This window comes from Actinomadura sp. CNU-125 (assembly GCF_001942465.1).
Lineage (GTDB): Bacteria > Actinomycetota > Actinomycetes > Streptosporangiales > Streptosporangiaceae > Spirillospora.
This window is the reverse complement of the sequence record NZ_MKJY01000140.1, coordinates 1-12,932: the sequence shown is the minus strand read 5'-3', so window position 1 is coordinate 12,932 and position 12,932 is coordinate 1. Positions and strand designations below refer to the sequence as shown.

Annotated in this window: 13 protein-coding genes and 2 pseudogenes; 2 read left to right on the top strand and 13 right to left on the bottom strand. The window is 74.5% G+C overall.

The features are described 5' to 3' along the window. Window positions 1-1,255: pseudogene (locus BJF79_RS55520) on the top strand (hypothetical protein); the annotation flags it as partial. Between the two features lie 96 nt (window positions 1,256-1,351). Continuing rightward, window positions 1,352-1,771: a YciI family protein gene (locus BJF79_RS17915; RefSeq protein ID WP_075898916.1), complete on the top strand. Its 420-nt coding sequence runs from the start codon at window positions 1,352-1,354 to the stop codon at window positions 1,769-1,771. A 198-nt stretch (window positions 1,772-1,969) separates the two neighbouring features. On the opposite strand, the gene BJF79_RS60545 is transcribed toward BJF79_RS17915, so the two are convergent. From BJF79_RS60545 to BJF79_RS17870, 13 genes and pseudogenes are all read right to left on the bottom strand, one after another. Beyond that, complete coding sequence (locus BJF79_RS60545; protein WP_262402206.1) at window positions 1,970-2,299, bottom strand: hypothetical protein; 330 nt, start codon at window positions 2,297-2,299, stop codon at window positions 1,970-1,972. Then, a complete protein-coding gene (locus BJF79_RS17910) occupies window positions 2,236-2,907 on the bottom strand; it encodes an MBL fold metallo-hydrolase (protein ID WP_262402205.1) in 672 nt (223 codons plus the stop codon). The genes BJF79_RS60545 and BJF79_RS17910 overlap by 64 nt, the downstream gene beginning before the upstream one ends. Further along, window positions 2,904-3,284 (bottom strand): VWA-like domain-containing protein, encoded by a 381-nt coding sequence (locus tag BJF79_RS60540; protein WP_262402208.1) that lies wholly within the window; start codon window positions 3,282-3,284, stop codon window positions 2,904-2,906. Before BJF79_RS60540 ends, BJF79_RS17910 begins: the two co-directional genes overlap by 4 nt. Next, entirely contained in the window at window positions 3,281-4,075 is a 795-nt protein-coding gene (locus BJF79_RS17905) for a DUF2201 family putative metallopeptidase (protein WP_262402207.1), read from the bottom strand. The genes BJF79_RS60540 and BJF79_RS17905 overlap by 4 nt, the downstream gene beginning before the upstream one ends. Further along, complete coding sequence (locus tag BJF79_RS60535; protein ID WP_262402209.1) at window positions 4,072-4,437, bottom strand: hypothetical protein; 366 nt, start codon at window positions 4,435-4,437, stop codon at window positions 4,072-4,074. The genes BJF79_RS17905 and BJF79_RS60535 overlap by 4 nt, the downstream gene beginning before the upstream one ends. Window positions 4,438-4,780: 343 nt before the next feature. Then, a pseudogene (locus BJF79_RS60530) lies at window positions 4,781-5,239 on the bottom strand (sigma 54-interacting transcriptional regulator); the annotation flags it as partial. Continuing rightward, entirely contained in the window at window positions 5,232-5,354 is a 123-nt protein-coding gene (locus BJF79_RS60525; protein ID WP_262402204.1) for a hypothetical protein, read from the bottom strand. The gene BJF79_RS60525 and the pseudogene BJF79_RS60530, both read right to left, overlap by 8 nt. Next, window positions 5,347-6,999, bottom strand: coding sequence for an ankyrin repeat domain-containing protein (locus tag BJF79_RS17895; RefSeq protein ID WP_143220006.1), 1,653 nt, complete (start codon window positions 6,997-6,999; stop codon window positions 5,347-5,349). The genes BJF79_RS60525 and BJF79_RS17895 overlap by 8 nt, the downstream gene beginning before the upstream one ends. A 114-nt stretch (window positions 7,000-7,113) precedes the next feature. Beyond that, window positions 7,114-8,043 (bottom strand): DUF5954 family protein, encoded by a 930-nt coding sequence (locus tag BJF79_RS17890; RefSeq protein ID WP_075898911.1) that lies wholly within the window; start codon window positions 8,041-8,043, stop codon window positions 7,114-7,116. A gap of 117 nt (window positions 8,044-8,160) precedes the next feature. Then, entirely contained in the window at window positions 8,161-9,243 is a 1,083-nt protein-coding gene (locus BJF79_RS17885) for a rod shape-determining protein (RefSeq protein ID WP_075898909.1), read from the bottom strand. A gap of 335 nt (window positions 9,244-9,578) precedes the next feature. Then, window positions 9,579-10,478 (bottom strand): C40 family peptidase, encoded by a 900-nt coding sequence (locus BJF79_RS17880; protein WP_316043374.1) that lies wholly within the window; start codon window positions 10,476-10,478, stop codon window positions 9,579-9,581. Window positions 10,479-10,762: 284 nt separating this feature from the next. Further along, window positions 10,763-12,211 (bottom strand): maltokinase N-terminal cap-like domain-containing protein, encoded by a 1,449-nt coding sequence (locus tag BJF79_RS17875; RefSeq protein ID WP_158079210.1) that lies wholly within the window; start codon window positions 12,209-12,211, stop codon window positions 10,763-10,765. Next, the coding region (locus tag BJF79_RS17870; protein ID WP_187357015.1) for an alpha-glucosidase C-terminal domain-containing protein at window positions 12,201-12,932 on the bottom strand (732 nt) is incomplete at its 5' end. The genes BJF79_RS17875 and BJF79_RS17870, both read right to left, overlap by 11 nt.

The window sequence follows — 12,932 nt, the reverse complement described above, 5'->3', positions numbered from 1 at the left end:
TCGGCGGTCTCCGGCGTCCGCGAGCCGACGCACGATCGCCTCACGGCCCACGCTGGCCCGGAGCCGCCGTCGACGACCTCGCCGACCAGCTCGCCGCCTACCACGAGCGCCGCGCCGACCACGATCCCGCCCGGTTCGCCGCGCTCCTCGCCGAACTGCACGCGCGCGCCGCCGCGCGTCCCGCGCCGCCGCGAGCCCGCCGTGCCGCGCTCGGCCGTCCTCGGCACCGACGAGCCGCCGAGACCCCGCTGCGCCGCGTCCGGCTCGCCGCCCTCGGCTGCCGCGTCGGCGGCTCCGACGCCGTCCGCGCCGCCGACGTCTACCTCGCGCACGCCGCCACCGGCATCGTGCTCGTCCTGAAACGGCGCTGGGACGTCCCCGAAGGGGACCGGCTCACGGGCGCGACCTGGGCGGACGCCGCATCATCGGCGCGTCCCTGCGGGCCCTCGCCGCCGCCAACGTCGTCTCCGAGAGCGCCACCCGCAGCGCCGGGCGGGTCGTCCGCGTCACCGCCGGACGCATCGCCAAGACGACCGTCACCCCCCTCGGCGGCTCGTGGGACAGCCTGCCCGCGGGGCTGCGCGTCACCGACCTCAAGTCGTGCAGGCAGGCCCTCGAAGCGCTGCCGCCGCGGCTCGTCCGGCCGCGCGTCGAGGCCGAGTTCGTCCGCGTGCTGGAGATCGCCGAGGTCCTCGACGTCGGCTACCAGCCGGGCGCGCAGCGGCTCGTGGCCGAGGTCGCCGACGCGTCCGGCTGCACGGCGACCGTCTCCGCCGACTACAGCCCGCACCGTCCCGCGGCCCTGGACGCCCTCGCCGCGGCCCTCCCGGACGCCGCGATGATCGCCGGGTCCGTCCGCCGCGACCGCGGCGGCCTCGTCGTCGACCCGTTCGCGGTGCGCACCGCCGACGGCGCCACCGTCGTCCCCGACCTCGAACCCGGCGACGGCTCGGGCGCCCTCGACGCGCCCGCGCCGCGCAGTCCCCGACGCGCTGGCCGCCACGATCGACGCCGCGCTGGAGGTCACCGCCTAAGCGGCCCACCGCGGCCTCGCGCACGCCCCGCCCACCTTCCGCGTCCGCGTCGGCCCGCACCGCCGGGGACCTGCGCCGCGCCGGGCTGCGCGCCGCCGCCGGCACCGTCGCGACCTCGCCGAAGCCGCTCGGCGGCGACGACGGGCACGCCACCGCGCGGGCCTGGGCCACCGCCCAGATCCGGCTGCTGGCCACCGCCGAACTCCGCTGAGGAATCCTGAAGAAAATTTGGCGGCCGTGTTGATCCGCGGCGTCCCCGTTCGACCTAGGGAGGTAAGGGCCCGGACCGGGCCCGCAGACCGAGGGAGACGAGAACGATGAAGTACATGCTGATCATGCGCGCCACCGACGAGGGCTTCGCGAACTTCGCGGACGTCGACTTCAACGAGATCCTCGAGACGATGGGCCGGTTCAACGACGAGCTGATCAAGGCCGGGGTGCTGCTGGCCGCCGAGGGGCTCGCCGACGCCGCCGAGGGCGTCGTCGTCGACTACGCGTCCGAGCCCCCCGTCGTGACCGACGGGCCGTACGGGGAGACGAAGGAGCTGTTCGGCGGGTTCTACATCCTGAACGTGGCCTCCAAGGAGGAGGCCGTCGAGTGGGCCCGGCGGGCGCCGATGGCCGGCCCCGGCATCAAGACCGAGATCCGCCGCGTCACCACGATCGACGAGTTCCCGCAGGACAACGAGTGGATCCAGCGGGAGCGGGCCTGGCGCGAGTCCACCGGCCAGCTCTGACCGGCCGGGTCCGCCGACCGCCGCCGCGGATCGGGCCGTCCTCGGGGACGGCCCGAACCGGCCCGATCCGGCCGGTTCCTCCGGTTCCAAATCCCGCCCTGCCGGGTAAATCCCCCTCGTGTTCTGGACATTCCTGGGGTGCGTCGCCCTGCTGCTGCTCCTCGGCGTCGTCTCCGACTGGCGCGTCGGGAGGCGCGGTCAGGCGGAGCAGGTCAACGGACGGCCGCCGTTGTAGGCGACCATGTCGGTGAGCGCCGACACCGCGTCGATGTCGCCGCCGGGTTCGACACCGTCGAGTTCGGCGTAGGCCCGGTACAGGTTGCCGACGATGCGCTCGGGGTCGGTGAGGCCCGCGTACGGGCCGAGGTCGGTCTCCCGCGCGGCCTCCAGCGGCGTCAGCCCGGCGGGCTTGGCCTCCGCCGCGACCCCCTGCAGGAACCGCAGATACCCGACGACGCCGCCGATCAGCTCCGGTCCCGCGACGGGACCGTGCCCGGGGACGATCGTCTCCGCGCCCAGCGGCGCCACGACTCCTCCAGCACCTCGATCAGCCCCGCGACCGACCCCTGGAGGACGAACGGGGTGCCGCCGTTGAACAGCAGGTCGCCGCAGAACAGCACCCGGCGCTCCGGGATCCACACGATCGAGTCGTTCGTCGTGTGCGCGGCCGTCCCCACGTGCCGCACTTCGCAGCGCAGCTCGTCCGCCCACAGCGTCACGCCGTCGGTGAACGTGAGGAACGGCGGCTCCAGTTCGACGTCGCCCCAGTCGACCTTCGTCCAGAACGGCTCGTCGAACGGCTTCCCCCACGCCAGCACGCCGTCGCGCGCCCGCTCGTGCCCGACGACGGTCGCGCCCGCGAACAGGTGGTTGCCGAACGTGTGGTCGCCGTGGTGGTGCGTGTTCACCAGCGTCCGGACGGGACGCGGCGTCACCGACGCGATCGCCTCCAGGTACGCGCGGGTGCGGCGCACGGTCGAGCACGCGTCCACGCTCGTCACACCCCGGGACCCGACGACGAAACCGGTGTTGTTGATCCACCACGTGCCGTCCGGCTGGACGTACGCGAAGATCCCGTCGGAGACCTCCTGCAGCCGGGGCGCGCCCGGCCCTTCACGATCGGGTGCGTCGCTCATGTCGGACTCCCTAGGTGAACGGTTTCGATCCAGGACGGCGGCGCGGGCGGGTCCGTCCCGACGAGCGCGGCGATCACCCGGCACGACGGCGCCTCGTGCGGCCACGGAGTGTAGCCGTCGGTGAGGACGATCACCACCTGCGGGCGGTCCCGCCCGGCGAGGGCCCGCTCGATCCCGACGCGCATGTCGGTGCCGCCGCCCCCGCCGAGTTCGACCTGCTCCGCCGACGACACCCGCCGCACCGCCCGCACGTCCGCGTCGCAGGCCAGCACCGCCACCCGGTTCCCGCGCACCCCGACCTCCCGCAGCACGCCGGTGACCTCGGCGAGCGCCGCCGCCAGGTCGTCCTCGCCCATCGACCCGGACGTGTCGATCACGATCGCGACGCGGGGCAGGGGGCGGCGCAGGCTCGGCAGCACCGCGCCGCGCAGCGCCGGGGTGCGGCGGACGGGCGCCGGTAGGTGTAGTCGACCGCGCGCGCCCGCCCACGCGACGCCTCCCGGACCGCGCCCGCCAGCACCCGCCGCCAGTCCACGACCGGTTCCAGGACCCCTTCGGCCCACCGCAGCCACCCGCCCGGCACGTCGCCCCGCGCGCGCCGGTGCGCGCGGATCACCTCGGCCGTCGCGCGGCGTTCAGCGCGCCCGCCTCGACCGGGCCGACGCACGGACCGTCCGTCCCGTCCAGGTCCCACGGCACCGGACGCGTGCGCGCCCGACCCGCAGTCGTGCGCCGGTCCCGGCGGGACGCCCGGCAGGTACTCCTCGAACGTCCGGCCGTCGGGCAGCCCGAAGTCACCGGGGACGACGCGTCCGGCGGGGAGCGGCAGCCCGTCGGCGACCAGGTCGTCGTTGATCTCGCAGTCCTGTGCCGCGTTGACCCGGAAATGGTCGCGCTGCTCGGCGGCGGGGAGCCGCGCGGCCCGTCCGTGGTGGTCGCGCAGCAGGTGCGACACCTCGTGGATCCACACCCCGGCGAGTTCCGGGACGGGCGTCGCGGCGACGAACGCCGGCGACGCGTAGCAGCGCCAGTGCCGGTCCACTGCCATCGTCGGCACCCGCTCCGACGCGACGACCGTCAGCGAGTACAGCGCGGACGCCAGGTACGGCCGGTCGGTCGCGGCCCGGTACCGGGCCGCGAGCAGCTTCGTCCGGTCGAGTCCGGTCACAGCGCGCCGGACAGCCGCAGCAGCTCCACGAATCCGTCGATACCGGACGGCACGGGCCAGCCGGGTTCGCGGAGCGCCGCCAGATCGCCCGCCGCCCGCGCGGCGATGTCCGGGACGCCCGCCTCGACGGCCTTCGCCAGGACGTCCCAGCCCGCCTCCCAGCGCGGCCGCGTCGGATCGTCCTGCACCGCCGACACCACGGCCGTCAGGAACGCGAGCTGCCGGTCGCCGCGCTCGGGCAGCGCGAACGCCGACGGGTCCGCCAGCACCCGGTTCGGGTCCGGCAGGTCCAGCGCGTCCAGGTAGGCGAGCAGTTCGAGCCCGGCGCCGTAGCCGACCGCCCCCACGACGGCCGCCGCCACCGCCTCCTGCCGCGCGGCCGCCGCGTACCCGGTCGCCAGCAGCCGCAGCGCCAGGTCCCACGTGCGCGGCGACGGCCACGCCCCGCCGCGCCCCTCGGCGTCGTCCGGCAGCCGGTGCGCCAGGCCGGGACGGGCCGCTGAGGAACCCCGACACCGCGCCCCGCGCCCGCGCCACCGCCGCGGCCGCCTTCCCCGGGTCCACGACGGGCATGGACGGCTCGGGCCACGTGCCCGCCATGCCCCGCGCGACCGTCGCCGGCTCGTGCGTCCACCGCAGATGCACGAACCGGTTCGCCAGCGGCGCGCTCAGCTGCCAGCCGTCGGCCGCGCTCGCCGGCGGGTTCGCCGCCGCGACGACCCGCACCCGCTCCGGCAGCGCCAGGCTCCCCACCCGGCGCTCCAGCACCACCCGCAGCAGCGCGGCCTGCACGGCGGGCGGCGCCGACGACAGCTCGTCGAAGAACACCACGCCCCGTCCGGCGGTCGCGAGCCGGACGGCCCAGTCCGGCGGCGCCATCGGCACCCCGGTCGCCGCCGGATCGTCCCCGATGATCGGCAGCCCCGCGAAGTCGGACGGCTCGTGCACGCTCGCGATCACCGTCTCCAGCGGCACACCGAGCCCGGCCGCGAGCCGCTCCAGGGCCGCCGACTTGCCGATGCCCGGCTCGCCCCACAGCAGGACGGGGATGTTCGCCGACACGGCCAGCGAGAGCGCCTCGAACCGTGTGCTGCGCGCCGGTTCGGTGCGCCGCGCGCCCGCCCGCCGGTTCAGGTCGTCGGCGGGGGAGAGGAGGTCAGTCATCGAGGTGGTCCGGGTGCGCGCGTTCGTGCCGCTTGACGGGGCGGGTCGGGGCGATGCCGTCTGTGCGGGCGTCCGCGCTCGCCGGGGAGCGGATCAGGGAGGGGAGGTCAGTCATCGAGGTAGTCCAGGTCCGCGCGTTCGTGCCACTCGATGAGGCGGGCCGGGTCGACGCCGTCCGCGTCGGTGCGTGCGCCCGCGCGCACCAGGGCACGGACCAGATCGCCCGACCCCGTGTCGCGGATCGCGAGGGGCGGCAGGGTGCCGTCGTGCCGGTCGCCCTCCGGGGCGGGGCCCGCCTTCAGCGGGAGCCCGTCGAGGTCGCCGTGCTGGATCCGCAGGAACAGCTCCCGCCGCTGCTCCTCCAGCTCCGGGGGGAACGGCCCCTCGCCCGTCCGCCACGCCCGCCGGGCGGCGAAGCACCCGGACATCGCGCCGCCGAACGCCAGCAGCGCGTCCTCGCGTTGCTGCTCCTCCGCCGAGTGCGGGATCTCCAGCTCCAAGCCGCGCGGCCGCACCTCGTGCCGCTCGTCCCCGCACCGGACGCGCACCGGCTCCGGCGGCACCGGGACGGGCGGGCCGACCGGGCCGTCCGCGTCCGGCCGCGCGGGGAACAGCGCCGACCGGACGAGCGGGTGCAGCTCGTCCGGTGACACCAGCCCGCGCCGGACGAGTTCGACGTCCGTCGACCGCCGCCAGTGGTGGTCGGCCATGTGGTGCCTCCCCCTCCTCACCCTCGGCAGGTAGGCGCCCTCCAGGCGCACGACCGGACGTCCGGGCCCGCTCGTCGTGTGCACGACCAGCCCCCGGTGCCCGCCCAGATCGAACAGCGGAGCCTCCCCGTTCCGCTCGGCGGCCCGGACGGCGGCGCGCGCGATCAGCGGCGGTGACATCGGCAGCCGCCCGATCGAGTCCCGCGGCTCGCCGCCCCATTGGCCGGAGGAGCGGTCGGGGAAATCGAACTCCATGCTCGGCTCGTGGTCGACATGGAGCCCCGGGCCCATGATCACCGGGAGGAAGTCGGCGTCGGCACGCTCACTGTCGAGCCGCGGCTCCAACCCCGCCGCCCGGAAGGCCGCGTCGATGTCGCCGCGTTCGAACAGCAGCATCGACCATTCCGCCCGCGTGGTCGCGTCGGCGTCCGGCCCCGGGTCGGACGCGGGCAGTTCGCCGTCCGCGAGCGGTGTCCCGTCCGGGTGGAGGAACGGCGCCCGGTCCGGGCCGCCGCCCGCTTGCCGCAGCAGCCCGCCGCAGAACCGGTCGTCGAACAGGTGCCGCTCGCGCGTCCAGTCCATGGACGGGCCGTAATCGAGTTCGTGCTCGTCGTCGTGGCCGAGCGTCAGCCTGAGCCGCTGCGACCCGTTCGTGTACAGCGGCGTGACCAGGTGCAGCGTGACGAAGACGGGCGAGTCGTCGTCGCCGTACCGGCCGAGCGCGATCACCTGCCGGTCGAGGAGCGTCGTCCGGCCGCGGTCCGCCCGCGGCAGGTGCCAGCGCAGCAGGTCGGGGACGAAGTGCCGCAGATCCTCGGCGAGCCGCTCCACGCCGGTCGCCCCGAACCGTTCCGCGACCCGGTCGAGGTCGAACTCGACGTCCACGTCCGCCGCCGCGCACGCGCCCCGCCAGTCGCCCGCCAGCCGCCGCTCCGTCGCCTCTTCGATCATCCGGCGGGGAACGGCGTACCGGCGGATCCGCCGCCACACCGCAAGCTCCTTCTCCCACTGCGGCCGCACCGGCAGATCCTCGGCGGGCGTCGGGTCCATCACCACTCCACGGGTCGGTGGTCCTTCGGCCGAAGCCCGGACGGCCGAGCCTCGGCATTTTCGTTAACCGACGCAGCGGATCCGCCGGACGTTCCGGTCGCGGGACGATCGCCCTCAGTCGAGGGGGACCTCGTCGGACTCGCGGGCGGGTTCGGGGCCGTCGGGGCCCACGCGGATCATCCGGGCGACGCGGGCGATGCGGAAGCGGCGGCCGCAGGCGACGAACTCGACGCCGCGTTCGGCGTCGATGCGGTCGGCGGCGCGGGCGTACTCGGCGAGTTCGCCGGGGCTCGGCGGGGGCGTCTCGGGCGGCGGGAAGCGCGGCAGCGTGCGGCGGAAGTAGTGCGAGAGCGCGCGGCGCGCGTCCTGCGGGCCGGTGCCGCCGGTGATGGGACGCCAGTGGTCGTCGCGGTCCTCGACCACGGCGAACAGCGGCGGCAGCAGCACGACGCCCGGGTACGCCCGGACTGCCGCGAGCGCCTCCGCCCGCTCGTCGTCCGGGACGCTGCCCGGGTCCGGGACGAGGCCGAGCAGTTCGAGGCGGAGCGTGGCGTCGGCCGGGCCGACCGGCGCGGCGGGGTCGAGCCGGAAGCCGTCGACCGGGCCGCCCTCGACGTCGGTGGCGCGGACCGGTTCCGGGCCGTCGGTGCCGAGCCGGGCGAACGGCGGCACCCGGACGATCCGGTACCGCCGCCCGTCCACCGCGCACTCGCCGGGGACGGGCGCGCCGAGGTCCTCGGGGTCGAAGAGGTCGGCGAGGGCCCGCATCTCCGCGGCCACCGCCGGGTCCGCCTTCGCCGCACCGTCCCGGAGCCGGATCGCGAGGTCGATGCGGGCCGCGTAGGGGTCCATGGAGTCGAGCGACAGGATGCGCCAGACGCCTTCCGCCTGCTCGGCGAGCCCGAACTCGGGCGGGCCCGCGGCGATGATCTTGGGGTAGGCGAGCATCCGCTCGGCGGCCTCCCGGTCGCGGACCGCCTCCACCGGACCCAGGTCCCGGACGACGTTGATCAGATCGTGCCCGGCCATCTCCTCGAAGGACATGCGTCCATCGTGGCGCCGCGCGCGCTTTCGCGGGGCGGAAACGGCCACCCGGTCAGTCCCCGGATGACTCCGGCTCAGGGCGCCGGTCAGGTCCCGCCCCGCGGAATGCGCGGTAGGTCAGTATTCGGGCTGGTATTCGGGCAGGTAGTCCGGGACGGTCGTGAGCACCTGCGGGCGCGGCGAGCTGTCGCGGGCGGACGGCTCCTCGCCGCCGGCCGAGCGCAGCACCGCGGCGGCGCCCAGCACCGCGGCGTCCCCGGTGTCGTCGCCGACCCGCGCGCACAGCCCGACCCGCTCGCGGATCAGCCGGTCCAGGCCGGGCAGCTTGGCGCAGCCGCCGGTCAGCGTGACGCCGACGCTCAGCAGGTCGCCCGACACCTCGGGTCCGCAGCCGGCGAGCCCGGCGCGGATCGCGTCGATGATCCGGGCGAGCGGCAGCTCGATCGCGCGCTGCACGTCCGCGGTGGTCAGCACGACCTGGCGCGGCAGGCCGCTGGAGACGTCCCGTCCGGTCACCACGGTCTGCTTGGCGGGCCGGCGGCCCAGCGGCGGCACCGCCCCGACTTCGAGCTTGGCCTCCTCGGCGGCGGCCAGGGACAGTGTCACGCCCTGCTCCCGCCGGACCAGCCGGATGATCGCGCGGTCCATCGCGGTCCCGCCGACCGTCGCGGTGTGCGAGGTGACCAGTCCGCCGAACGCGATGACGCCCACGTCGGTGAGGTCCGCGCCGATGTCGGCGATGACGGCCACCTCGGGACGTCCGGCGGAGGTCATGCCCATCCCGATGGCCGCGGCGATCGGCGTCGGCACCAGCGTGAGCCGCCGCGCGCCCGCCTGGTAGGCGGCGAACTGCAGGGCCCGGTAGTGCACCGAGGTCATGCCGCTCGGGACGGTCGCGACCACGCGTGGCCGCGCCATGTAGTGCTTTCGGTGGTGGTGCCGCACGAGGCGGCGCATCAGCCATTCGGCCTCGTCGGTCTCCGTCGGCGCCCCTTCCCGGATCGGGCGCACGAGGGTGACGTCGGGGTTGCGGCCCGCCATCTCCCGCGCCGGGGTCCCCAGCGCCAGGATCCGGCCCGTTTGCCGCGAACGGGCGAGCAGCGACGGCTCGCGGCAGACCACGCCGTTTTTCTCGACGTGCATCCGCACGGTCGCGCTGCCCAGGTCGATAGCGGTGTCACGGCCCGCGAAGTCCCACATCCGCGTCCCTCCCCATCTCCCTGTAGTCAGTCGCATGAGTTCCGTTGATGCCCGCGCCTTCTCCGCCGATGCCCAGGGAGAAGTAAGCGAATGGCAAGGTCATGGCGCGTGCGGATCCGGCATGTCCGAATCGCCGACCGCCGGGCCGGTTCCGCGCGTTCCGCAGTTCCGGGCCCGTCCCAAGAGATCGCCTCCCGGCGGTGATGCCCGGACGCCTCCACGGGCTCGTCCGCGAAGCCGTGCGGACGCGCGAACGCCGCCATGGACGGTCCATGGCGGCGTTCGCGCGTCGGTGGTCCCGCGGGGTGTCCGCGGGTCGGTGGTCTGCCGGTGGTCTAGTGCGGCCGGTGGCCCGGCGCGGTCATCGGCATGTCGGGATACGCGAAGTCGTTCCAGGAGTCGAAGCCGGCGGGCCGGATCGGCCAGTACGCGGTGTCGGCGGGCTTCGCGGCCATCTTGCCGGAGTGGTGCTCGGACGGCGGGTTCTTCGCCGGAGCCTGCTGGTTCGGCTTTCCTGGCCGCGCGGGCGGTTCCGCTGGATGCGCGTCGCCGGCGGGCGGGCCGATCGGGGGCTTCGGGGGGTCGTGGGGCGTGTTCTGCGCGGGTTCCGGAGTGTCGGGGGTCCGGGATTTATCGGGCGGGGCCTCGGCCGGTTTCTCGCTCAGCCGGTCGATCTTGGCGGCGAGTTCCCGGATCTCCAGCGACCATTCCCGCTTTTCCGGGGCCCCGGGTCTCACCGCTCCGGCGAACTGTTTCTCCCGCCGCTTGGTGAGCTTGTTGATCCGTACTCGCGAGTTGGAGTTCGGGGCATGTAGGAATCGGTCATTTCCGACGTACATCCCGACGTGGCCGCGATTTCGGAAGAAGACGAGGTCCCCGGGTTTCAGATCCTTCAGCTTCACCTTGCGGTCGACCTTGCGGTACTGCGCGTGGGTGACCCGCGGGAGCTTCACGCCGGCCTTGCGCCAGGCGGCCATCACCAGGCCGGAGCAGTCGTAGGCGTTCGGGCCCTCGGCGCCCCACCGGTACGGCTTGCCGAGCTGCTTCTTCGCGAACCGGACGGCCTTGCGCGCCTTCTTCTCCTGCTTCTCCTGCTTCGTCCGGTACTCGTCGTACGCCTTGACCCGCGAGACGGTCTTCGCGTCGAGGTTCAGCCGGTTCAGGACGCCCTGGTTCAGTTCCGCCGCCGCGACGCCGCCGAACGGGACGGTGAGGGCCAGTCCGGCGGCGGTCATCGTGACGGCGGTCCGGCCGCCCTGTTTTCGAATGGCCGACCCGGCGTGCCGGATACGGCTCGGGCGGATCCGGCCGGAACGGGACCGGTTCCGGCCGGTCCGATCGGTGGTGTGAGGTGCCTTGGACATTCGTGCTCTCCGATTTCGTTCGCCGCCGGTCCGGCTGACCGGCTGATCTTGCCTGCGACGGTTCGGATACCCGTTGATCGCGCTCGAATTGGGAGAGCAGGCCGATTTTGCATGATCATGGCGGCGAATTAATGCGCCCGATCGGTGTCTTTTGATCAAGCGGTCAGATGGGCGAGCGAACCCAGCGGTACCGGCAGCCACGCGGGCCGGTGCCGAGCCTCGTACCGCACTTCGTAGACCGCCTTCTCGAACTCGAACGCGCGCAGCAGCGCCCCGTGCGCGGCCGGGTCGCTGCCGCCCGCCGCCGCGTACCCGCGGCAGAACGCCGCCCGGTTGCGCGCCGCCCACGCCTGCGCGCGCGTCTCCAGCCGCGGGCGCGCCTCCGGCGGCACGCTCCCGGGCTTGGTGATGAGGAACCGCGCCGCGTACTCGAACGAGCGCAGCATCCCCGCGACGTCCCGCAGCGGGTGCGCGAGCGCGCGGCGCTCGTCCGGCGAGCGGGCCGGCTCGCCCTCGAAGTCCAGCAGCGTCCAGCCCGACTCGGTGCGCAGCACCTGCCCCAGGTGGTAGTCGCCGTGCACCCGCTGGACGGCCAGCGGATCGGCCAGCGCGGCCAGCTCGACGAACGCGGCGGTGAGCGCCTTCGCGTGCGGGGCGAGGGCCGGGACGGCACGGCACGTGGCCGTCAGCTCGTCGTTCATCCGCGCCGCCATCGCCCGCACCTCGCGGGCCGGGACGGTCTCCGCCCCGAACGCGTCCGCCAGCGCCCCGTGCACCTGCGCGGTCGCGGCGCCGAGCCGCTCGGCCTCCGCCGCGAAGTCGCCCCCGGCGGCGCTCGCGTCCAGCTCCGCCCACTCGTCCTCCCCGGGCGCGGGCGTGTGCGCGTACCAGTCGCGGACGCTCGCGATCGCGAGGCTCCACCCGTCCGCGCCGGTGTGCAGGTAGTCCGACAGCAGCCCGAGCGTGACCGGTTCCGCGTCGCCGTCCCGCGGCCCCGGCGCCAGCTCGATCCAGCCGAGGACGGCCGGGACGTGCGCGCAGCCGTCGCGGGTCAGCGCGAGGTTGACCTCCAGGTCGAGGTTGACGCCGCGGCTGAGCCGCCGGAACAGCTTGCAGATGTAGGCGTCCCCGAACAGCAGCGAGGTGTTGCTCTGCTCGCCGGTGATGGGCAGGCTCGCCAGGTCCGTGCGGATGCGCGCGCCGGGCATGCGGTGGAACCGCAGCGGCCCGGCCGCCGCGCCGTCGGCCAGCCCGGCCAGCAGCGTGCGGGTCAGGTCGGGGTCGAACGCGGCGTCGTACAGCCGCGCCTTCGGCTCGTCCCGCCCGTCGGCGAGGACGGCGATCTCGGCGTGCCGCAGCCGTCCCGGCAGGTCGCGGCGGACGCCGAGCAGCACCTGGTAGCGGTCGGTGACGCCGTCCTGGACGACGTCGAGGGTGAGGTGGTGCAGGCCCGGATCGCCGGACCGCAGCTCGATGGCGGAGCCGATCGACAGGTCGTCGATGCGGCGGCCGTCCTTGCCGCCGAACCACCGCTGCCGCGGCAGCCACGCCGCGATGCTCCGGACGGAGGACCCGAATCGGGCGGCAGCACGGTCACCGGCCACGCTCCGTCTCCGCGTTCTCCGGCGGGTCGAGCTGGAACCAGTAGAAGCCGTGGCCGGGCAGGGTCAGCAGGTACGGCAGCTCGCCGATGGCCGGGAACTGCACGCCGCCCATGCACTCGACGGGGGAGTAGCCCTCGAACCGGCGCATGTCGAGCTCGACCGGCTGCGGGAAGCGCGACAGGTTGCCGACGCACAGGACGGTGTCCATCTCGCCCCACGGGCTCTCGTCCTCGGTGATCTCCCGCGTGAAGGCGAGCACGGACGGGTTGGACGACGACAGCTCGACGTAGGAACCGACGCCGAACACCGGGTGCCGCTGCCGGATCTCGATCATCTTGCGCGTCCAGTGCAGCAGCGATCCGGGGTTGTCGTGCTGCGCCTCGACGTTGACGGCCTGGTAGCCGTAGATCGGGTCCATGATCACCGGCAGGTAGAGCCGCGCCGGATCGCACTGGGAGAACCCGCCGTTGCGGTCGGACGTCCACTGCATCGGCGTCCGGACGGCGTCGCGGTCGCCGAGCCAGATGTTGTCGCCCATGCCGATCTCGTCCCCGTAGTACAGGACGGGCGAGCCCGGCAGGGACAGGAGGAGCGCGGTGAACAGTTCGAGCTGGTTGCGGTCGTTGTCGAGGAGCGGCGCGAGCCGGCGGCGGATGCCGATGTTCGCCTTCATGCGCGGGTCTTTCGCGTACTCGGCGTACATGTAGTCGCGCTCTTCGTC

Excerpts from the sequence above, each read along its gene's own strand:
- BJF79_RS17910 (WP_262402205.1), bottom strand. The coding sequence starts at position 2,907 with ATGAGCGACGCACCCGATCGTGAAGGGCCGGGCGCGCCCCGGCTGCAG.
- BJF79_RS17880 (WP_316043374.1), bottom strand. The coding sequence starts at position 10,478 with ATGACCGCCGCCGGACTGGCCCTCACCGTCCCGTTCGGCGGCGTCGCG.
- BJF79_RS17895 (WP_143220006.1), bottom strand. The coding sequence starts at position 6,999 with ATGGACCCGACGCCCGCCGAGGATCTGCCGGTGCGGCCGCAGTGGGAG.
- BJF79_RS17890 (WP_075898911.1), bottom strand. The coding sequence starts at position 8,043 with ATGTCCTTCGAGGAGATGGCCGGGCACGATCTGATCAACGTCGTCCGG.
- BJF79_RS60525 (WP_262402204.1), bottom strand. The coding sequence starts at position 5,354 with ATGACTGACCTCCCCTCCCTGATCCGCTCCCCGGCGAGCGCGGACGCC.
- BJF79_RS17885 (WP_075898909.1), bottom strand. The coding sequence starts at position 9,243 with ATGTGGGACTTCGCGGGCCGTGACACCGCTATCGACCTGGGCAGCGCG.
- BJF79_RS17915 (WP_075898916.1), top strand. The coding sequence starts at position 1,352 with ATGAAGTACATGCTGATCATGCGCGCCACCGACGAGGGCTTCGCGAAC.